This is a genomic window from Sphaerospermopsis sp. FACHB-1094, from assembly GCF_014696195.1.
GTDB lineage: Bacteria > Cyanobacteriota > Cyanobacteriia > Cyanobacteriales > Nostocaceae > Sphaerospermopsis > Sphaerospermopsis kisseleviana.
This window is the reverse complement of sequence record NZ_JACJPT010000047.1, coordinates 1-20573: the sequence shown is the minus strand read 5'-3', so window position 1 is coordinate 20573 and position 20573 is coordinate 1. Positions and strand designations below refer to the sequence as shown.

Sequence of the window (20573 nt, the reverse complement as noted above, 5' to 3'; positions counted from 1 at the left end):
ACCCCTCTTCCCTGTCACCTGTCACCTGTCACCTGTCACCTGTCACCTATCCAACAAATAAATCCAGGGGTAAATGTCCATACATTTCATTTACTCCACCTTCATAATAGGATTGACAAGAAACTAATACACCGCGATGATGTCCGGCGTAGGAATCTAAATAACACAGTCCATTTTTACCGTTTAATTTGATATAAACTGGACCTTCTGGGTGAGGTAAATTATCTGGTGCTTGATAACCGAAAGCGTGAGAATAGGTTTTCATTGCCAAAATTCCTTCTTCAGCTGTATCAGCACAAATCCCTAAAATTTGGTAATCAGACTGCTTAATAAGCAAAATTATTGCCTCACGGGTTAAGGCTTTTTCTAATGGTTTGAGGACAGGTGCTATATCTAAGCAGTTAAATTTGTTGAGGATTTTTTTGGCTTCGGAAATGGTGAGGTTGGTGCGGTTAGAAGTTGACATATAGCAATTGGATGTGTGAATTTACTTGGTTAGACAGGAAAAAGGTAAAAGTTAATAGAATTATAGAAGATTAAGGTATATTTCGTGAATTGAAAAATCAAATCTTCATGCTATATATTTTATATATGTAAGTAAGTAAGTAAGCATTCAGCAGTCAGTAATCAGCTTTTGTTTCTAGTGAAACTGAGTTAATAAAAAGGATGCTCCAGTTTTGTCAAATTCCACCAGTGTTAATGATATCAATTTACAGCCTATTATGGTTTTCTTCTTTTTTGCTCACTCCTGACTCAAGAGGGCAACCACAGGGGGTTGCCCCTACGACTGACTCCTTTTATTTTTGATACAAATCAAGATTGATTTGAGATTTTGCCCAAGTTAAAAATAAAGGGAATACTACCTTGGGAATTTTCACCCATAACAAGCACATTTGGCATTTGTGCGCCCCCTGTTTTCCAAGCTTCAATTGCTTCTTTTTGTAAAACTAATTGTCCTCCTTGAGCTTTGAGAGTTTCTGCTAACAGTCTTTGAGCTTCGGCTTTACCTTTAGCGCGGTTAATTTCGGCTTGGGCTTCTTGTTCGGCTTCTCTTGCTATGTAGACGGCTCTTTGCGCTCTCTGTTCCGCAATTTGTTTTTCTTCAACTGCTCGCGCAAATTCTGGAGAAAAGGTTAAGTCAACTACGCTCGTATCTAATACGATTATCCCATATTTATCTAAGCGATCGCCTAATGCTGTATCAAAATCTTCTTTTAATTCACTTCTTTTGGTAATTGCTTCTTCTACTGTACGTTTTGCTGCTGCTATTTTAAATGCTTCCTGGGTTTGGGGCGCAATAATTTTAGAAACTATATTTTCTAGTGTACCTTGTTTTCTTCTTACTTCCACTACTTGCATCGGATCAAGACGAAAATTAATGGCAAATCTCGCAGTTAAATTTTGCAAATCTTTGGTAGAACTTTCTGCGGGAACTTCAAATTTCTGCACCGTTAAATCATACACATCTATCACTGAGATAAATGGCGGTTTAATGTGGATACCTTCTGTTAACGCACCGTCTCTAGCTTTACCCAAGATGCTAATCACTCCCGCTTGTCCAGGATTGATAATGACAAAGGAATTTAACCCCAAAATCACTATTATTGCCGCTATTATTCCTATAATTGAAGTCTGTAAATTTCCAAGTTGTTGATTTTTCAAGGTTATATCTCCTTTTATATACTGGTTTTTGAGTAAAATAACACAAATTCAGTTAATTAAAACTAATATTTGCCCAAGATTTAGATTTTTAATGTTAATTTGGCTGAAAATAACCCACCCATAACTATTTTTAATTAGGTTTCTGAAAATACACTGCTAGTAATATAATTCTTCTCTTGCTCAGGAAGCCGGATTTATTACCTGATTTATGGTAATATTGGATGCACGCGACTTTAAAGGGCTGTGGCTACAGAAATCAAATCTCACAAAGCATCAAGAAAGCGTAGGCATTTTGTACATCCTCTGCAACGTCTACTGGAATATGGACATGAATATCAACGACAAATTTGGTTAGCTACTGGTGCTTCTATCCTCAATAAAGTTTTTGACTTAGCACCACCGGCTTTAATTGGTATTGCAGTGGATGTGGTTGTCAAACAACAAGATTCTATCATTGCTCAGTTAGGTATTAAAAATATTTCTGGGCAGTTCGCTATTTTATCATTTCTCACGGTCGTTACTTGGATCTTAGAATCATTTTTTGAGTATCGCTATAAGTTACTTTGGCGGAATTTGGGGCAGAATATTCAGCATAATTTACGTCTGGATGCTTATAAACACCTACAAGACTTAGAATTAGCTTATTTTGAAGAACGCAGTACGGGTGGTTTAATGTCTATCCTCAATGATGATGTTAACCAACTAGAGCGTTTTTTGGATGTGGGTGCAAATGATATTATCCAAGTGATTACAACTATTGTAATTATTGGCAGCGCCTTTTTTATTTTAGCTCCTAGTGTAGCATGGATGGCTATGTTACCTATGCCCTTTATTCTAGGGGGTTCGGTAGCTTTTCAGAAATTACTTGCTCCCCGCTATGCTAATGTACGGGAAAAGGTGGGTTTACTTAATAGCAGATTATCTAATAATCTGAGTGGGATTACTACTATTAAAAGTTTTACATCTGAAGATTATGAAGCAGCGCGGATAGAATCGGAAAGTAATGCTTATCGGGTTAGTAATGCCAAAGCAATTGCTTTTTCTGCGGCTTATATTCCCATTATTAGAATGTTTATTTTGGCAGCATTCACAATATTATTGATTTTTGGGGGAATGCAAGTCATAGCAGGTAATCTAGCAGTTGGTGCTTATAGTTCTTTAGTGTTTTTAGTGCAATTATTATTGTGGCCTTTAACCAGATTAGGAGATACTTTTGATTTATATCAAAGGGCAATGGCTTCTACTAATCGAGTTATGGATTTGTTAGATACTCCGATTGAGATTTATACAGGAAATATTAATTTACCGGTGGAATTGGTGCGGGGTGCGGTAGAGTTTCAAAATGTGACTTTTGCTTATAAAGATAGACTACCAGTAATTAAACATTTATCTCTAGAAATTCCTGCCGGAAATACCATTGCTATTGTGGGTTCAACAGGGTCAGGAAAAAGCACCTTAGTTAAACTTTTGCTGAGATTTTATGAAGCCCAATATGGTAAAATTACTCTTGATGGTGTGAATTTACAAAGTTTAAATTTACGAGATTTACGCCATTGTATTGGTTTGGTTAGTCAGGATGTGTTTCTGTTTCATGGTACTGTAGCGGAAAATATTGCCTATGGTACATTTGACGCTTCCCAGGAAGATATTATCATGGCCGCGAAAGTCGCAGAAGCCGATGATTTTATTATGCGATTGCCCCAAGGTTATGAGACAATTGTGGGAGAGCGGGGACAAAAGTTATCTGGTGGACAGAAACAACGAATAGCTATAGCTCGTGCAGTTTTGAAAAATCCGCCCATTTTAATCTTGGATGAAGCGACATCGGCAGTGGATAATGAAACAGAAGCTGCTATTCAGCGTTCTTTAGAAAGGATAACAGTTAACAGGACAACAATTGCAATCGCTCACCGTCTCTCTACCATCCGCAATGCTGATTGCATTTATGTCATGGAACATGGACAATTAGTAGAATCAGGAACTCATGAACAACTCCTAGAGAAAGATGGCGTTTACACCAATCTCTGGCGTGTACAATCGGGGTTAAGATAGGTGACAGTTTACAGGTGACAGGTGATAGTGAATAAGCATGGGAGCTTTCTAGCAGGGAGCAGGGGGAGGTTAATTTACCAATTACCCATTATGAATTATGAATTACCAATTACCAATTACCCATTACCAATCACCAATTATGTTTAGCAGTGCAAAACCAGAAACCGGGGATACCAAGTGGCGGAAACAATTAGATAAATTTGTCAAAGAAAATCAGCAAGAATTAGCTGCTTTATTTTGGGGATTGTGGTTAGAAAATGGCGATAGTCAGGGAACTATTGGTATTGATTTACAACCTCAGCCGCATTTTGTTTATTGTCCTCAAGAAGCGGTAGAAAAATTAAATGAGCGAGTGGAAAACCGACTACAAGAACTTCTAGGAATTATTGATAATAATAAACCAGAAATAGAAGTTTTAATGATTGGTATTGGTAAAGGAGAAATTAAATTAATTCAATTTGCACCTGAACCAGCACCGCAAAAGTGTTTTGAACAAGTTGGTAAAGATGTGGATACTTTGTTGGATTCTTTGGAACAAAAGATGAGTGAACAGTTAGTAATTTAAGAAAGCAAAAAATCGCAACTTTAGAAATAAGAAAATAATTAAATAGGAGAAAATAATGCCTAGAAAACGTCTGACTGAATTATTACAAGAAGAAGCTCAAAAATTTACCCCATCTCCCGATGAAACTGCGATTGAAGTTACAGCAGAAAAAGTCTTAGATACAGAAGAAACAGCAGAAACAGCAGAAACAGAAATTTCTACATTTGAGGAAACCACAGTTAAAACACCCTTGGAAACCACCGCTAAACGCGCAAATCCTACTAAAGCAGAATTAGAAATTACCATCAAGAACTTACAGGAATCTTTGGAAAAATACCAAAATCAAGAAACTACGCTGCAACAAGAAATCACTGAATTAAAAACCGCATTATCTGAACATAAATCTTTATCAGAAAAATTAGGTAAAGAACTTTATGAAACTAAAAAAACAGCATTAAAATTAGCTGAATCTAATTCTCAACTTATAGAAGAAAATAATGAACTTAAAAAGCAAACAGTGAAAGAAACAGTGAAAGAACCTGTTAAAGAAACCGTAAAACAACCTGCAAAAGAAATTACTAAATCTTTAGCAGTTAATCCCAGAAAATCCTACAAACCACCAGAAATAATTGTAGAAAAATCTAAACCAGATACAAAAAAAGATGATTTCTCTAATAATACTTGGTTGTATGATTAGAATTTAAGCTCCACATCATACCGCAGTTAGTAAGGATTCAGAATACTTTACCCCAAAGAAAATATTTTTAGCTGCTTCTAATTCTTTCTCCCGACTCCTGACTCCTAACTCCTTACCTAAATTCTAAAATATGTTGTGCTGTAATTTCTGCTTTTTCCAAGTGGGGAATATGACCACAATCTTTAATCCAAATTAGCTGACTTTGGGGAATAGCTTTTTTAAATTTGGGAGCATCCTTAGTTCCTAAAATTTTATCATTATCACCCCATAAAATCAGAGTTGACTGTTGAATTTTTGCCAATTGCGGAAATTTAAAAGCACTGTAACCACCGCTTTTAGTAAAAGCAATTAAAGCTTGACTCCAATTAGGCATTTTTAAGTGTAAATCCCCACAACATAAAGCATCCGCATTTATTAAATCTGGGTTTTTATAAGCACTGCGACAAATGCGATCGCGCACTTTGGGATTACGTAAAAACTCCGCTGCTAAATTATATAACTGGGGAATCATTAATTTACTTAATGCTGAACCACCTTTCAACCCAGCACTATCAATTAATATCAATTTTTGCACCACTTCCGGGTAAGTGAGGGTAAAATCTATCGCCGCAGCACCACCCATAGAAGCACCAACCAAAATCACAGGTTGGTTAATCAGGGTTTTCCAGAAATAATAGAGATGAGTTTTAATAGCTAAGGGACTATAAGCAATATCCGGTTGTCTATCTGTAAAACCAAAACCCAATAAATCTACTGCCCAAGTTTCATTTTTGTCAGCCAGCAGGGGTAAAAGTCGGCGATACTCTAAAATCGAACTATCAAAACCATGAACCAATAAAATTGGAGTATCGCCACTACCTTGATGTACGTAAGTAGTGGTAATAGCTTCAGGACTTAAAGGAGTAGCAATGTCTTGACTTTGGATACTTTGAGCCAAGGCAATAGAAGCTGGTTCTGTCAGCTTGTCAACAGCAGCAGGTAAAAAACTTGGAAACATAAACATCAGTTTACATCATCTTGACCACCGACTACTGACAAAAAGAAAATTTCCCCAAATGAAAAAATGGGGACCAAAGCCTCGTACAATAAATATCACTTATTCTGGATTTCTGGAGAGTCAAGCCATGCCAATGGCAGTTGGCGTAATCGAAACTTTAGGTTTTCCCTGTGTACTCGCAGCAGCAGACGCGATGGTTAAATCTGCCGCTGTCACAATCGTATATTATGGCATCGCAGAAAGCGGACGCTTGTTAGTCGCCGTCAGGGGACAGGTGGCGGAAGTTAAAACAGCAGTTGCTGCGGGAATAGCTTCTGGAGAAGAAGTTTATGGTGGACAAGTGATCACACATTATATAGTTCCCAATCCCCCGGAAAATGTGGAAACGATTTTACCCATCCACTTCACTTCCAAATCTGAACCTTTTCGGATTTTTTAAGCAAATTTGCTATCAAAATAACTTGTAGCAGATAATTTTATTCATAAAGGAGATTAATAATGTCACTACAGGCCGTTGGATCTTTAGAAACAAAGGGTTTTCCCGCAGTCCTAGCAGCAGCAGACGCGATGGTAAAAGCTGGACGAGTTACCTTAGTTGGTTATATCCGAGTAGGTAGCGCCCGGTTTACAGTGAATATTCGTGGTGATGTTTCTGAAGTTAAAACCGCTATGGCCGCTGGTGTGGAAGCAGCAGAAAACGTCTATGGTGGTACTTTAGAATCTTGGGTAATCATCCCCCGTCCCCATGAAAACGTCGAAGCTGTTTTACCCATTGCTTATACAGACCAAGTTCAGCAATATCGAGACTCTGTAGAAAATCCCATCGTCAGATCATCTAGCGGTAGATAAATACAGGGAACAGGTGACAGGTGACAGGTGACAGGTGACAGGAAGAAAAAGATTCTCCCCCAATCCTACACCCTACACCACACACCCGATAATTGACTACGGACTAATAGCTATGTATTCAAAAGCAATAAATTTTTAGTTCTCTTACTGCCATATCCAGAAATAATTACTTAAACTCAGTAATCTCAGTCACAGTAAACCTATAAACTATTTATAGTAATATTCTGAATACTGAGATTGAGTAAGAGTTCTGCCCTGTTCTGCCCTTTTACCAAAATAGCTCCTGACTTTTGTAAAGAAATGATATTTGGATACAAAAATCTAAAGCTTTGATTAATTTTACTCAATAGTTTCCCCGGGGAGAAATAATTGTAATTGTGAGCATATCCAAATAATCTTTGTTTTTATGAAAGATGTGTAAACAGCAAAACTACTTGACTTTTCTGACTTGACTTTTCTTATTGTCTAATAAATATCAAGACTGGTAAAGAAGTGAACGCAAAAATAACGAGAGAAAGCTGAAACTTAGACAGGTTAATTTTCGTCAGAGACTCATAATTAATCTTTTTTACCTTTGGAAGTAAGCATTCAGCCGTTAGCCGTCAGCCGTCAGCAAAAGTCACAAAGAACACAAATATCAGCCTGTGAATTTCTCTGCTCAAAGCCTGGTAATCTAGTAAAATTATGATTTTATTAACAACCAGTCTATTTACATCTGAAAGCTGATTACTGATTACTGATAGCTGAATACTTACCTTTGGACTAACAAAGTGAAATACCTAAACTAAAAATTCAGCTTTCGGATCAAAAATCAATGAGCAAGATTTTTTGAGAAGTAGTTTGCGTATTTTGAGAACAAGGGCAGCTATTGGTTAGTAATTTAAGTGGGTATAGGGGTTGTGATGCAAACTTTAAAGCCGAGTTTCGAGGAGCGCAATCTCACTATGGAAACGGATGCGGCACACTTAGCGCAATATTGGCAAAAGCGACTCGCTGCTGAATGTCCAGAACAAAGTGAGGGCGCTAGACATAGTATTTTGCTTTGGCTTTTGGGATCAGATGTCAAAAGATTTGATTTACTCACCCCAAAAGAACTGGAAATAGCTAAACAAGCAATGGAATATCGCTGTCGGATTTTACAGCAGCGATACTTAGGAATGGGGCGAGAACGTGCTTATCGTAACCTGATTAATCGCTTGGGAAGCGTGATGACACTGAGAAATAAAATTCAAACTTGGGTGTCTTTAAGTCGCGATCGCCAGCGCAGTGTGGTCGATGTATTACAAGAAGTTCTCCAAGAACTGCTGCAAAGTGATTCATATATGCAGCAACAAATGTCTGCCATTGCCGATGTCACCACAGATAGAAGATTACAGGATACCTTACTATTTGCCAGCATCGAAGAATATTGTTTGCGTCCAGTACGTAATCAACCCCTCTTGGCTTATCGTTTTGTTAACTACTTGCGACGGGTTCAGCGTGGTGGGCTAACCCAAGTTCCAGCCAACGACTTGATTCGATTGGTTTCTGATGAAGTGCTGACAGAAGATACAGATAACCCCCTGAACTTGGTAGATAATCAGGCGATCGCCCAATATCAAGAAGCACAAAAATTAGAAGAGCAACAATCACTACGTCAAGCTGTATATCAAGAATTTGCCCAATACTTACTGGAAAATCTGGGACAAACCGCAGTAGATTGGCTGCAATTATACCTCCAAGGCAAAACTCAAGAAGAGATTGCCAAAAAACTCAATAAGCCAATTAAGGAAGTATACCGACTGCGTGAAAAAATTAGCTACCATGCTGTCCGCGTTTTTGCCATCAAAGGTCAATCAGAACTGGTAGAAAGCTGGCTCTCAATTTCCTTACAAGAACACAATTTCGGTTTAACACCAAACCAATGGCAGCAGTTGGAAGAAAAAGTCACTAATCTGGGCAGACAGATTCTCCAGTTACGCAGAGCCGGTCACTCTATAGAAGCAATAGCCCAAAATTTACAACTCAAAACCCATCAGGTTATGGGTGAATGGACTAAAGTCTATCTGGCCGCTCAAACTTTAAGAACAAAAGATTCTCTTTAAATTTCGCAACTCTAGTTGGTGAAAACTGAAGAGAGCCAATTCTGACGTAGAATGTAGAATCTCCGTGGCTTTAGCCCGGAGAGTGTCAAGCTAGGTGCATCTTCAGCACACTCGGAGTAGCTTTTCTGACTCTAGCTAAAATCGTTTCTTTGCCTAGACGCTGACAAGCTTCATAACGATGGCAACCAGAAAAGCCATAATAGCTTCCATCTACTTCTAGAACGTCTATCGGTTCTTGTTGCCCAATTTCTGCTATTGATTCCATTAGTTGCTTAACTTTCGCTGGATCGTTCTGACGCGGTAATGGGCGTTGAATTTGATTTAAAGGAATTTCTTGAATTTTTACCATAGAAGTTTTGCTGATGAGTTTTCTATCCCAGCTAAATCATAATCATTATGACTTCGATTTGCAACTATTTGAGAAAAAAAAGGTAATGATATGATTGAATGGCATCAACAACAAAGCAAAATCGCTACAAAATTCCTTAAAAGTTGCCTTCAAGCCTCACTGTGGTAGCAAAATCAGGTTTTCATGAAAATCTTTTTCTGGCGTTCTTCCTACAAAATACTCACCACATTCTGTTTACTGGGACTGACTGCTGCATCAACTCCTGTCAACAATAACCCAGATGTGGAACTGAAAATTGGTATTGTCCAGCGATTTGGATCTACACCTACTGCTAAATTAAAATTGACACCGACCAAAGGCGATCGCCTAAAGCTAAAATGGCAACAAGGTCATCAACAGCAAACCCTAGTTACTGCCAACCCCATCCAACTGGAAACCGTCATGGAGACTTTGCCTCAAGCAAAAGTGCAGGAGGTAGTAGTTTTAGGCAACTATCGCACCTTTGAAACAGCAGAAGACAGCGCCAGAAATTGGCGTTCTCAAGGTGTAGAAGTGGAAATAGCTCAACCTGAACGCTGGCAAGTATGGGCAAAACGAGATGTTTACAGCAGTCCTTTACTCAGGAGATTGTTGTTACAAAACATACAAAAATCAGGACAAAAGCTGCCATATTTAGATACACAAATTCTCCAACAAGTACCGCAAGTCAGTTGGGAAATTAACGGTAAGCGATACAGCAATAATTATTTAGAAATTACCACAGATAAAAATTTAATTCGGTTGAATACAGGCACAAAGCCAGAAAATGCTCGTCTTTTCCCAGGGAGATTGAAATTACAGCCAAATGCTTATGGTAGCTACTCCTTAGTCAATCAAGTTCCTTTAGAAACATATTTACGGGGAGTTTTACCTTATGAAATTGGCACAAGAGCGCCCCAAGCGTCCCTAGAAGCTCAGGCTATAATTGCCCGCACCTATGCCCTGCGGAATGTACGCAGATTTGAAGTTGATAACTATCAATTATGTGCGGATACACACTGCCAGGTTTATGATGGACTAAATGGCGTGGCAAAAACCACAGATCAAGCGATCGCTGCCACCAGGGGCATGGTATTAACCCATAATAACGAATTAGTCGATGCCCTCTATTCTTCAACCACAGGTGGAGTTACAGCTTACTTTAGCGATGTGTGGAATGGAGAAGATCGTCCTTATTTGCGTCCAGTAGTGGATGCAGCTACAAATATTTGGGACATATCAAAAAATAATTTAGCAGATGAAAATAATTTACGGCAGTTTATTAACCTGAAACAAGGATTTAATGAAAGTAAATGGGATGTATTCCGCTGGAGCAAACAAACTAGCTTAGAAGATATTACCAAAGACTTACAAAAATTTTTGCGGGCAAAAAAGAGTCCATATAGCAAATTCAAAACCATTGAAGCTATGGCTGTTACCAAGCGCAGCAACAGCGGTAGAATTTTAGAACTAGCTGTAAAAACCGATATTGGCGTTTTCACCTTACATAAAGATGAAGTTCGCAGCGCCTTTGCGGCTCCCCGCAGTACACTATTTTATTTACAACCTCTCAACAAAGGTACACCAGGGATCTGGGGATACGCTTTTATTGGTGGAGGTTTAGGCCATGGAGTAGGGTTAAGTCAAACAGGCGCTCAAAATTTAGCCAAACTCGGCTGGCCAAGTGCTAAAATTCTTCAGTTTTATTATCCGGGTACAGAACTTAAAATACTTGGTAACGAAATTCAACCTTTCTTAACATCTTCAGATAGCAAAACAGGTAGATAATTGCGGTAAGCTAGAAATAACAAGAGAAGAAATTGATACAAAACATCCACCGCTGTACTGCTGTAACAGTAAGGCGGTGGTAAGTTCTCAAAAAAGTAAAGTTCGACTTTTAGTAAAGTTCTTCTTCTTTGTGTGTTTGGATTGTACAGTCAGAAGTTGGGTATGCAACACAAGTCAAAACATATCCAGCTTCGATTTGATCATCATCTAAGAAAGATTGATCAGATTGATCAATAGTACCAGAAACGATTTTACCTGCACAGGTAGAGCAAGCACCAGCGCGGCAGGAGTAGGGAAGATCAAGACCTGCTTCTTCAGCAGCGTCTAGAATATATTCGTCGTCTTTAACGTTAATTTCGTTAGTTGTACCTTCAGCTTCGTTGATTAAAGTGACTTTGTAAGTAGCCATTTAGTATTCCTCTCTTGTAACAACGGCAGTATAAGCTATATTTCAGCAAAATCGGCGGCTGACCTGAAAGGATGAACCGTTGATTTTTATTTGCTTCAATTCTGATACTACGGGAAAATCTCAACCTTGTAACGGAAATTTGACCACGATTAGTAATGAAATTTAGTTACTTATTACCAATAAGTTTTAGTTATGTAAAATCATCATTGCGACAGATGGCGACGACATCTTTGAGGGTATGATTTTTGTGGTTGCAGTGGGGACTGGGGACTGGGGACTGGGGACTGGGGACTGGGGACTGGGGACTGGGGACTGGGGACTGGGTAATCAATTTTATTTTTACCAATTACCAATTACCAATTACCAATGTTAATGATTAATTAAATAGATGAAAATTTATGTATAATTTTGAGCCACCTTTAAATAAAATCATGCGAGTGGGTTTAGTTGGGACTGGGTATGCAGCAAAATTGAGGGCTGAGGCATTAAAGCAAGATCCGAGGACACAGTTAGTAGCGATCGCTGGCCATACTCTTGAAAAAACAGCAGCTTTGGCTCAGGAATATCAAACAGAGGTGATAAATTCTTGGCAAGAGTTAGTCAACAGGGAAGATTTAGATTTAGTGGTCATTTCCACGATTAATCAGGATCATGGTAAAATAACTCAAGCTGCCCTGACAAAAGGCAAACACGTAATTGTCGAGTATCCTCTGTCTCTGGATGTCAAGGAAGCAGAAGCACTGATCGCCTTAGCAAAAGCAAAAAATAAACTGCTGCACGTTGAACACATTGAACTTTTAGGCGGTTGGCATCAAGCTTTAAAACAACATTTAGAGCAGGTGGGTTCTTTGTTTTATGTTCGTCAAAGTACCGTTAAACCTGAAAACCCTGCACCCCGCAAGTGGACTTATAACCATGAACAATTTGGGTTTCCTTTAATGGGGGCGTTATCTCGCTTACATCGTCTAACTGACTTGTTTGGTGAGGTGTTCTCTGTTAACTGTCATCAGCGATATTGGGAAACAGAAACCAACTATTATCAAAGCTGTATCTGTGTAGCGCAGTTGTGCTTTAGTAATGGTTTGTTAGCGCAAGTGATTTATGGTAAAGGTGAAACCATCTGGCAGTCAGAACGCAAGTTTGAAATTCACGGTGAAAAAGGCGGTTTAATCCTCGATGGTAACACAGGAATTTTCGTACAGCCAGAAAAAACAACATTGATAGATATGGGTACTCGTCGGGGATTATTTGCTAAAGATACGACAATGGCATTAGACCATCTTTTTTATGGTAAGCCTTTGTATGTCACCCCAGAACAAAGTTTGTATACTTTAAAAGTGGCAGATGCTACTCGTAAAGCCGCCCAAACAGGTTTAACTATATTTCTAACAAAAGACTAGATAGATGAGAACTGAACAAATTGTTATTTTATCCCAAAGAGAAATAGAAAAAATGCGTCGGGCTGGACGTTTAGCAGCAAAACTGTTACAGCATCTAGAACCGATGGTTAAACCAGGGGTAAGTACCCAGCAACTCAATGATGAAGCAGAAAGATGGACACAAGCACAGGGAGCTAAAAGCGCACCTCTAGGTTATAAAGGTTTTCCTAAGTCAATTTGTACCAGTGTAAATGAAGTTATTTGTCATGGTATTCCCCATGCTAGACAAATTCTCAAAGAAGGGGACATTATTAATATTGATGTGACACCTATCGTTGATGGTTATCATGGCGATACATCTAAGACATTTATCGTTGGTAATACTAGACCCAAAGCGCAGAAATTGGTAGAAGTAACAGAAAAATGTCTTTATTTGGGTATTGCGGAAGTAAAACCAGGGGCGAAAATAGGTGATATTGGTGCGGCTATTCAAGAGTATGCTGAAGCTGAAGGTTTTTCCGTAGTGCGGGAGTTTGTGGGACATGGTATCAGTAATATTTTCCACACAGCACCGGATATCCCCCATTTTGGCACAAGGGGTAAAGGTAAACGGTTAAGACCGGGAATGGTGTTTACCATTGAACCGATGATCAATGAAGGTACTCAGGAAATGGAAATGTTAGCTGATGGTTGGACTGCGGTAACACGCGATCGCAAATTTTCAGCACAGTTTGAGCATACCATTGCTGTGACAGAAGATGGAGTAGAAATACTGACTCTACCAGAATAGGGAACAGGGAACAGGGAACAGGGAACAGGGAACAGGGAACAGAGTTAAAAATCTCGTAGTGTATGAATTTCATGAACAGTTTTGTATCTCATTCAACTGCATACCGTTATAATCATGGAAAAACCTCAGCATCAACCTGGAAAAACCTCCCGTCGTGGTTTTTTGGGCAAGGCATTAACTACAGCTGGTACAGTCATAGCTGCACCTGCAATACTCAACCAGACTAATGTAGCTAAAGAGACTACCCAAGCAAGCACAGGTGAAATGAATATCACACTCAAAATCAATGGAAAGGCAGAATCTTTAACCATTGAACCCCGTGTTACCCTCCTGGATGCTCTCCGGGAAAATATGGGATTGGTAGGTAGTAAAAAAGGCTGTGATCATGGACAGTGTGGAGCTTGTACAGTTCTTATAGATGGACAACGAGTTTATTCTTGTTTGTCTTTGGCAGTGATGCAGGAAGGAAAGGAAATAGTCACCATAGAAGGACTAGGAAAGGGTGATACTATCCATCCCATGCAAACAGCTTTTATTGAAAATGACGGTTTTCAATGTGGTTACTGCACCCCAGGACAAATTTGCGCCTCTGTGGCTCTTGTGGAAGAAGTAAAACGCGGTTGTGGAAGTGCTGTTACGGCTGATTTAAACAAACCACCGCAATTAGCAGAACTTTCAGAAGCGGAAATCAAAGAAAGATTAAGTGGTAATCTTTGTCGGTGTAGTGCTTACAACGGCATTGTCGCCGCAGTACAACAGGTAACAGGACAAAAACCCCCCTCTCCCAACGCCCATATTATGGTCAGTGAATCTCAGGAGGTGCAAGCATCATGAATAACTTTACCTATACTCGCGCTACCTCTGTAAAAGATGCCGTTCAACGAGCAACAAGTGATAAAAATTCCCTGTTTATTGGTGGGGGAACAAATGTAGTTGATCGCCTCAAAGCCTTTCTAGATGAACCATCCCAACTGATAGACATTTCTCGCTTGCAGATGCAAAGTATAGAAAGGATGACTAATGGTTGGCGGGTGGGAGCTTTGGTAACAAATACAGCATTAGCTGATCATCCGGAAATTCGCCGCAATTATCCTTTTTTATCCAGAGCAATTCTTTCTGGTGCATCGCAACAAATCCGCAACGTGGCTACTGTGGGGGGTAATCTTTTACAAAGAACTCGCTGTCCTTATTATTGCGATACTGCTTTTGCTTGTAATAAACGTGACCCGGGAAGCGGTTGTCCAGCAGCAACGGGGATAAACCGGATGCACGCTATTCTCGGTGCAAGTGAAGAATGTGTAGCTGTGCATCCTTCAGATATGTGTGTAGCTTTGGCCGCTTTAGATGCGGTGGTGGAAGTGGAAGGACCCAAAGGTAAACGACAAATACCTTTTGTGAATTTTCATCGTTTACCAGAAAACACACCCCAAAAAGATAGTAATTTAGAAGCGGGGGAATTAATCACCGCCATTATTTTACCGCCTTTATCCTGGGCGAAATCAGGAGTTTATTTAAAACTGCGCGATCGCACTTCCTACTCTTTTGCTTTAATATCAGTGGCAGCAGCTTTAGAAGTTGCGGGTGACAAAATAAAAGATGTCCGTTTAGCAATGGGTGGAGTCGCACATAAACCTTGGCGTGCTAACGAAGCAGAAAAGTTTTTAATCGGTAAACCTGCGGATATTACCACATTTACCCAAGCTGCAAATATAGCCTTACAAGGAGCAAAACCTTTAGCTCACAACGGTTACAAAATAGACATGACAAAACGGGCAATTCGTCGCGCTCTCATGGTTTCGGCTCAAGGTGGAGGTATAGTATAGTTATGAATAAGGTTATAGGAACAGGCATTAACCGCAAAGATGGACTAGCAAAGGTGACAGGTGCTGCAACCTACGCCGCAGAACATCAAATACCCAACTTAGTGCATGGTTATTTAGTCACTGCTAGTATTGCCAAAGGACGGATCAAAAATATTGATATCCAAGCAGCAGCAAAAGCAAAGGGTGTGATAGCGGTTTTTACCCATAAAAACGCCCCGCAAATTTCTAAACCTAGTAACAATTTTATCAATTCTAAAATTTACGAAGCTCGTCTACCCTTAGCAGATGAGCAAATTCATTACGCAGGACAAATAATAGGTTTGGTAGTAGCGGATACCTTTGAAAGAGCTAGAGACGCAGCCCATTTAGTCAAAGTTGAATATATCAAAGATACACCGAGTTTAGACCCGGAAAAAGTCTCCTTGAAAAATGCTCCTTCCATGTTTGGGGGAGAGATGAAATTGGAAAAAGGGAGCTTTGCTACTAGTAATTCTACAGACGCAATGACAGGTGCAGCAGCTAAAATTACAGCCACCTACAAAACTTCCACGGAACTGCACGCACCAATGGAACCTCATGCCATTATCGCCCAGTGGCAAAATTCCAACTCTCTGACTATTTATGAACCTAGTCAGTGGGTAGGGGGTAGTCAACGCACCTATTCAGAACTTTTCGGACTAGCACCGGAACAGGTAAGAATTATTACGCCTTTTTTGGGTGGTGGTTTTGGTTCTAAAGCTTTTCCTTGGCCGCATGGTATTCTTTGTGCAGCAGCAGCACGTAAATTGCAACGTCCGCTAAAAGTGGTTCTCAGCAGACGACAAATGACAGCAAATGCTGGACACCGTTCGCAAACCGAGCAAACAGTGAGTTTAGCTGCTAATGCTGATGGGAGTTTACAGGGCATTGAACATACAGCCAAATCTTTTACTTCTACGGTTGATGTTTTTACTGAACCTTGTACAAATATCACTCCTGTGATGTATGCTACTCCAAATTTGCGAACTCAGCAATTATTGGGAGTGTTAAATGTGGGGACACCGACTTTTATGCGTGCGCCCGGAGAAACCCCCGGTATGTATGCTTTAGAGTCGGCAATGGATGAGTTAGCTTGGGAGTTGGGGATAGATCCGGTAGAATTACGGTTAAGGAATGAAACTAAAGAACATCAAAGTCGGGGTTTACCTTTCTCTGCTAAACATTTTGCCCAATGTTTGCGAGTGGGTGCAGAAAAGTTTGGTTGGCAAAATAGACCGAAAAAAGTGCGATCGCTCAACCGTGATGGTAAATTGATAGGCTGGGGTATGGCTGCTGCAACTTTTCCGGGTTTACAAAGTACAGCAACGGTAAAAGTCAGGCTTTTAGCTGATGGTACTGCCCATGTTCTCACCAGTGGTAATGATATGGGTACTGGTGCATATACCATTGTGGCGGGTACGGCGGCTGAGTTTTTGGGGCTACCGGTGGAAAAAGTTAAGGTAGAATTAGGTGACTCGTTGTTTCCTAATGGTGGTATTGCTGGTGGTTCGCAAATGACGGCAAATTTGATACCGGCGGTGATGACAGCTTGTGAGGAAGTGCTGAAAACTGCCCAAGCTAAAAATGCCCAGGAAGCGTTTGCAAGTCTGCGTCAGTCTCAACGGGCTGCTTTTGAAGCTACGGGTACTTCTGCTGGTAGTGAAGCGCCTAATAAATGGGCTTTTCAGTCTTGGGGCGCTCATTTTTGTGAGGTGAGTGTGGATGAGGAGATCGGGCGTTTACAGGTGACGCGCTGGGTGTCGGTGATGAATATCGGACAGGTGATGAATGCTAAAACTGCCGCTTCTCAGATCCGTGGAGGTGTGATCATGGGTATTGGTCATGCTTTAATGGAGGAGTGCTTGTTTGATCCGAATATCGGTTATCCGGTGGTTTATGATCTGGCTACTTATCATTATCCCACCCATGCAGATATTCCCAGAATTGATGTAACTTTTGTGGGTGAACCTGATTTGAATTTTAACCGGGCTGGAGTGCGCGGTGTGGGGGAAATTGGTATTACTGGTGTGGCGGCGGCTATTACTAATGCTGTTTTTCATGCTACGGGTAAGCGGTTAAGGGAGTTACCAATTACACCGGATAAGTTGGTTTAGTGCTGTTTGTGTGGGAAATATTTTTTCTCACGCAGAGGCGCAGAGTCGCAGAGGAGGAGGAAGGGAGTTTTTCAGAAAGTTGTCGTTGAGTCTTGACAAGATTTTTATGGTGTTGTAGGATTATGTTATGGGTGGAAAAGAGTGCGCCCATATATAACGGGTTGGGAAAAACTCAAGTTTGATTTTTCAAGAGAATGAACCACGAAGAACACGAAGAACACGAAGGTAAGAGAGTTTGAGAGAGTTTTTCTGTGAGTCTGGGAATTTGGCGATCGCATCCTCTACATCCTTTAATCCTGAAAATCCTGATTCTGACAAAAAAAATCCCAAATTCCCAAAAACCATCATTAAATAACATCCTGAAAATCCTTTAATCCTGGACATCCTGATTCTGACAAAAAAAGCTACACTATATATAGTAAAAACTCATAGCATCACCAGGTGAGGGGAAGATGGCATTTTTCACCCCAGGACAAAAAATCAAACGCGGACAATATGAGATCATTGAAATCCTGGGACAAGGTGGGTTTGGTGTCACCTATCTTGCAAAAGATGATAAACGTAAAACCCAAGTCGCTATCAAAAGTCTCAATGTCTTGTTTTTACAACAACGTTATCGAGACAAACGTGGAAACTCAGAAGGTTTTGCAGAATTTTTAGCAGAGGAACGAGGTAAGTTTAATACCGAAGCGATAAAGTTAGCGACTTTTGATCATCCCCACATCGTCAAGGTTTATCCAGAACTATTTGAAGAAAATGGTTTACCTTGTATGGTAATGGAATATATTAAAGGTAAAAACTTAGAACAATATTTATGGTCAAATGGTGTTTTTAGTGAAAGTGCGGGTTTAGCAATTATCCAACAAATAGGATCTGCACTAGATTATATTCATGGTCGCAATTATTTACATCGAGATATTAAACCTGCCAACATTTTACTCCGAGAATCAGATCAAAAAGCCATATTAATTGATTTCGGGTTAGCGCGGGAAGTCAACTTTGCAGAAAGCATGAGTTTAACAAATGCGAAAACTCCCGTTTTTGCACCACCAGAACAGTTTGAAAACCGCAGTAACTTCACTCCTGCATTAGATATTTATTCCCTCGCTGCAACATTATATGTAATTATCGCGGTTCAAGAACCACCTTTCATCCCTCTACCTAGTCCTTATCTCAATGCGAAGATTATGCTAGATTTGAAAATGGCTATTGAACCACCAAAAAAATCTCATCCTCACATTAGTGATCAGGTAAGTGATGCTATTCTCAAGGGGATGGAGTTGGACTATAGAAAACGTCCCCAGTCTATCAAAGAATGGTTTATTGATTTAGGTATTCAAACAGAAACACCAAAACAACAACCAAAACAACAACAACAAAATAATAATTTTCTCAAAACCTTCACCTTTAAAGTTGTCACCACCAACCGCAAAGGAGAAATAATACAACGACGCAACCACTCCGCAAGATATTTTGTAGAAGACTTGGGAAATGGGGTGATGTTGGAAATGGTGGAAATACCCGCAGGAACTTTTATCATGGGTTCACCGGAAAATGAACAAGGAAGAAGTAATGATGAAGGTCCTCAACATCAAGTGACTGTTCCCGGTTTCTTTATCGGTAAATATCCCTTGACCCAAGCACAATATCAAGCTATCATGGGAAAGAATCCATCTTACTTCAAAAGTAGTAATGGTTCGACTTTGGTTCGACTTCGCTCACCAACCACGCTCACCAAACACCGACCTGTTGAAGCAGTAAGTTGGAATGATGCGGTTACATTTTGCCAAAAGTTAAGCCAAAAAACAGGTAAAAACTATAAGTTGCCCAGTGAAGCACAATGGGAGTATGCTTGTAGGGCGGGAACAACTACACCTTTTTATTTTGGTGCAAGTATTACCCCAGATTTGGTAAACTATCATGGTGACAATACCTACGCTGATGCACCGAAAGGTAAATATCGAGAACAAACCACTGATGTAGGTTCTTTTCCCCCTAATGCTTTTGGTTTGTATGATATGCACGGTAATGTCTGGGAGTGGTGTGAAGATGACTGGCAGGAAAATTATATAAATGCGCCTATAGATGGTAGTGCATTGATTAATCTAGGCGAACACAAGCTGCTGCGCGGTGGTTCTTGGTACGACTTTCCTGAAGATTGCCGTTCGGCGCGTCGCTACTCTTATGGTGCGGGCTTCGACTTCAACGACAGCGGTTTTCGTGTTGTGTGTGGTGCTGCGTGGACTTGGTAGCACTTTATACTTTCCCCCTTTTGCCCTCTACCCTTCTTTCCTTTTCCCTTTTCTATCGCCTTCGGCGATCAATTTTTTTCAGAAAAATAGATGTGTGTTTTTTGTGGAAGTTGTGTTTTGAGAATCTGAGAATTTGAAAATACGTTATATATGGGCGCACTCTTTTCCACCTATAACATAAGGATAATAGAAGTTATGATTTTTGTCAAGGGTTTAGATCCCCGACTTCTGTAGTAAATTTATGATTTGATGAGAAAATATTGGTATAAGTCGGGGTTCTGGAGATTCAGACAGAAAATGTTAAAATTACTGTATATTGCTTTAGGGTTCAGGTATGACAAACAAGACATTATTAACTATTCAACCTAACCTGTATGAAGAAGATTATTATTTGTGGATAGAAACCACTCTCAAACAAATACAAAATCAAGATATTGAAAATTTAGATTGGCAACATTTAGCAGAAGAGATTGAAGCTTTGGGAATTGAACAAAGACGAAAAGTAGAAAGTTACCTGAAGCAGTTATTAATTCATCTTCTGCTGTATTGTTATTGGGAAAGTGAACGAGAATTTTGTCAGCGCGGTTGGAAAAATGAAATTGCTAATTTCCGAGATGAGTTAGAATTTTCTTGTCGTTCAAAAACACTATATAGGGGTTGCTGAGAAAGTCTTTCCGTGAGGGCATAGGAGTCAGGAGTCAGGAGTCAGGAGTCAGGAGAAGATTTGAAAATTTCTTTGCCATCTCTT

20 protein-coding genes are annotated in these 20573 nt (G+C 39.9%); 14 read left to right on the top strand and 6 right to left on the bottom strand.

Features of this window, described 5'->3' with window-relative positions; all coding sequences use genetic code 11:
* Nucleotides 1-46: 46 nt before the first annotated feature.
* Together H6F47_RS15350 and H6F47_RS15345 are read right to left on the bottom strand one after the other, a co-directional pair.
* Nucleotides 47-466 (bottom strand): DUF1824 family protein, encoded by a 420-nt coding sequence (locus tag H6F47_RS15350; RefSeq protein WP_137667761.1) that lies wholly within the window; start codon nt 464-466, stop codon nt 47-49.
* Nucleotides 467-813: 347 nt separating this feature from the next.
* Nucleotides 814-1662, bottom strand: a complete 849-nt coding sequence (locus H6F47_RS15345; protein WP_190347281.1) for a prohibitin family protein — start codon at nt 1660-1662, stop codon at nt 814-816.
* 243 nt (nt 1663-1905) lie between these two features.
* On the opposite strand from H6F47_RS15345, the gene H6F47_RS15340 reads away from it, so the two are divergent.
* From H6F47_RS15340 to H6F47_RS15330, 3 genes are all read left to right on the top strand, one after another.
* Nucleotides 1906-3714 carry an ABC transporter transmembrane domain-containing protein gene (locus tag H6F47_RS15340; RefSeq protein WP_190649887.1) on the top strand — a complete coding sequence of 603 codons (1809 nt, stop codon included), beginning with the start codon at nt 1906-1908 and terminating at the stop codon, nt 3712-3714.
* 136 nt (nt 3715-3850) lie between these two features.
* Nucleotides 3851-4279 (top strand): hypothetical protein, encoded by a 429-nt coding sequence (locus H6F47_RS15335; RefSeq protein ID WP_137667763.1) that lies wholly within the window; start codon nt 3851-3853, stop codon nt 4277-4279.
* Between the two features lie 55 nt (nt 4280-4334).
* The gene (locus H6F47_RS15330) at nt 4335-4955 is read left to right on the top strand and encodes a hypothetical protein (RefSeq protein ID WP_137667758.1); all 621 of its coding nucleotides are present in this window, start codon (nt 4335-4337) and stop codon (nt 4953-4955) included.
* 112 nt (nt 4956-5067) lie between these two features.
* Here H6F47_RS15330 and H6F47_RS15325 read toward each other — a convergent pair whose 3' ends face one another.
* Entirely contained in the window at nt 5068-5952 is an 885-nt protein-coding gene (locus tag H6F47_RS15325) for an alpha/beta hydrolase (RefSeq protein WP_190649885.1), read from the bottom strand.
* A gap of 127 nt (nt 5953-6079) precedes the next feature.
* Here H6F47_RS15325 and H6F47_RS15320 point away from each other — a divergent pair, with 127 nt between their 5' ends.
* The 3 genes from H6F47_RS15320 to H6F47_RS15310 all read left to right on the top strand — a co-directional run bounded on the left by H6F47_RS15320 (nt 6080) and on the right by H6F47_RS15310 (nt 8885).
* Complete coding sequence (locus tag H6F47_RS15320) at nt 6080-6391, top strand: carbon dioxide-concentrating mechanism protein CcmK (protein ID WP_096572744.1); 312 nt, start codon at nt 6080-6082, stop codon at nt 6389-6391.
* Nucleotides 6392-6450: 59 nt separating this feature from the next.
* On the top strand, nt 6451-6801 hold the full coding sequence (locus H6F47_RS15315; protein WP_096569894.1) for a carbon dioxide-concentrating mechanism protein CcmK: 351 nt from the start codon (nt 6451-6453) through the stop codon (nt 6799-6801).
* Between the two features lie 890 nt (nt 6802-7691).
* Entirely contained in the window at nt 7692-8885 is a 1194-nt protein-coding gene (locus H6F47_RS15310; protein WP_096572743.1) for a HetZ-related protein 2, read from the top strand.
* 85 nt (nt 8886-8970) lie between these two features.
* On the opposite strand, the gene H6F47_RS15305 is transcribed toward H6F47_RS15310, so the two are convergent.
* Nucleotides 8971-9234 (bottom strand): sulfiredoxin, encoded by a 264-nt coding sequence (locus tag H6F47_RS15305; RefSeq protein WP_096569893.1) that lies wholly within the window; start codon nt 9232-9234, stop codon nt 8971-8973.
* Nucleotides 9235-9417: 183 nt separating this feature from the next.
* Here H6F47_RS15305 and H6F47_RS15300 point away from each other — a divergent pair, with 183 nt between their 5' ends.
* Nucleotides 9418-11040, top strand: a complete 1623-nt coding sequence (locus H6F47_RS15300; RefSeq protein WP_096569891.1) for a SpoIID/LytB domain-containing protein — start codon at nt 9418-9420, stop codon at nt 11038-11040.
* Nucleotides 11041-11149: 109 nt separating this feature from the next.
* Here the strand turns inward: H6F47_RS15300 and H6F47_RS15295 are convergent, their stop codons facing one another.
* Complete coding sequence (locus H6F47_RS15295; RefSeq protein ID WP_096569889.1) at nt 11150-11449, bottom strand: ferredoxin; 300 nt, start codon at nt 11447-11449, stop codon at nt 11150-11152.
* 190 nt (nt 11450-11639) lie between these two features.
* A complete protein-coding gene (locus tag H6F47_RS15290; protein ID WP_190649883.1) occupies nt 11640-11795 on the bottom strand; it encodes a hypothetical protein in 156 nt (51 codons plus the stop codon).
* A 52-nt stretch (nt 11796-11847) separates the two neighbouring features.
* On the opposite strand from H6F47_RS15290, the gene H6F47_RS15285 reads away from it, so the two are divergent.
* The 7 genes from H6F47_RS15285 (at nt 11848) to H6F47_RS15255 (ending at nt 20489) form a co-directional block, all read left to right on the top strand.
* Complete coding sequence (locus H6F47_RS15285; RefSeq protein ID WP_096569887.1) at nt 11848-12849, top strand: Gfo/Idh/MocA family oxidoreductase; 1002 nt, start codon at nt 11848-11850, stop codon at nt 12847-12849.
* 4 nt (nt 12850-12853) lie between these two features.
* The gene (gene map / locus H6F47_RS15280) at nt 12854-13618 is read left to right on the top strand and encodes a type I methionyl aminopeptidase (RefSeq protein ID WP_096569885.1); all 765 of its coding nucleotides are present in this window, start codon (nt 12854-12856) and stop codon (nt 13616-13618) included.
* A 114-nt stretch (nt 13619-13732) separates the two neighbouring features.
* Nucleotides 13733-14452: a 2Fe-2S iron-sulfur cluster-binding protein gene (locus H6F47_RS15275; RefSeq protein ID WP_190649881.1), complete on the top strand. Its 720-nt coding sequence runs from the start codon at nt 13733-13735 to the stop codon at nt 14450-14452.
* On the top strand, nt 14449-15441 hold the full coding sequence (locus H6F47_RS15270; protein ID WP_190649879.1) for a xanthine dehydrogenase family protein subunit M: 993 nt from the start codon (nt 14449-14451) through the stop codon (nt 15439-15441). The genes H6F47_RS15275 and H6F47_RS15270 overlap by 4 nt, the downstream gene beginning before the upstream one ends.
* Nucleotides 15442-15443: 2 nt before the next feature.
* Complete coding sequence (locus H6F47_RS15265; RefSeq protein WP_190649878.1) at nt 15444-17573, top strand: xanthine dehydrogenase family protein molybdopterin-binding subunit; 2130 nt, start codon at nt 15444-15446, stop codon at nt 17571-17573.
* Between the two features lie 452 nt (nt 17574-18025).
* Nucleotides 18026-19825, top strand: a complete 1800-nt coding sequence (locus H6F47_RS15260) for a bifunctional serine/threonine-protein kinase/formylglycine-generating enzyme family protein (RefSeq protein ID WP_190649875.1) — start codon at nt 18026-18028, stop codon at nt 19823-19825.
* A 334-nt stretch (nt 19826-20159) separates the two neighbouring features.
* Nucleotides 20160-20489, top strand: a complete 330-nt coding sequence (locus H6F47_RS15255; protein WP_190649873.1) for a DUF29 domain-containing protein — start codon at nt 20160-20162, stop codon at nt 20487-20489.
* Nucleotides 20490-20573: the final 84 nt, after the last annotated feature.

Excerpts from the sequence above, each read along its gene's own strand:
- H6F47_RS15350 (WP_137667761.1), bottom strand. The coding sequence starts at position 466 with ATGTCAACTTCTAACCGCACCAACCTCACCATTTCCGAAGCCAAAAAA.
- H6F47_RS15330 (WP_137667758.1), top strand. The coding sequence starts at position 4,335 with ATGCCTAGAAAACGTCTGACTGAATTATTACAAGAAGAAGCTCAAAAA.
- H6F47_RS15325 (WP_190649885.1), bottom strand. The coding sequence starts at position 5,952 with ATGTTTCCAAGTTTTTTACCTGCTGCTGTTGACAAGCTGACAGAACCA.
- H6F47_RS15320 (WP_096572744.1), top strand. The coding sequence starts at position 6,080 with ATGCCAATGGCAGTTGGCGTAATCGAAACTTTAGGTTTTCCCTGTGTA.
- H6F47_RS15315 (WP_096569894.1), top strand. The coding sequence starts at position 6,451 with ATGTCACTACAGGCCGTTGGATCTTTAGAAACAAAGGGTTTTCCCGCA.
- H6F47_RS15305 (WP_096569893.1), bottom strand. The coding sequence starts at position 9,234 with ATGGTAAAAATTCAAGAAATTCCTTTAAATCAAATTCAACGCCCATTA.
- H6F47_RS15300 (WP_096569891.1), top strand. The coding sequence starts at position 9,418 with ATGAAAATCTTTTTCTGGCGTTCTTCCTACAAAATACTCACCACATTC.
- H6F47_RS15295 (WP_096569889.1), bottom strand. The coding sequence starts at position 11,449 with ATGGCTACTTACAAAGTCACTTTAATCAACGAAGCTGAAGGTACAACT.
- H6F47_RS15285 (WP_096569887.1), top strand. The coding sequence starts at position 11,848 with ATGTATAATTTTGAGCCACCTTTAAATAAAATCATGCGAGTGGGTTTA.
- map (WP_096569885.1), top strand. The coding sequence starts at position 12,854 with ATGAGAACTGAACAAATTGTTATTTTATCCCAAAGAGAAATAGAAAAA.
- H6F47_RS15275 (WP_190649881.1), top strand. The coding sequence starts at position 13,733 with ATGGAAAAACCTCAGCATCAACCTGGAAAAACCTCCCGTCGTGGTTTT.
- H6F47_RS15270 (WP_190649879.1), top strand. The coding sequence starts at position 14,449 with ATGAATAACTTTACCTATACTCGCGCTACCTCTGTAAAAGATGCCGTT.
- H6F47_RS15265 (WP_190649878.1), top strand. The coding sequence starts at position 15,444 with ATGAATAAGGTTATAGGAACAGGCATTAACCGCAAAGATGGACTAGCA.
- H6F47_RS15260 (WP_190649875.1), top strand. The coding sequence starts at position 18,026 with ATGGCATTTTTCACCCCAGGACAAAAAATCAAACGCGGACAATATGAG.
- H6F47_RS15255 (WP_190649873.1), top strand. The coding sequence starts at position 20,160 with ATGACAAACAAGACATTATTAACTATTCAACCTAACCTGTATGAAGAA.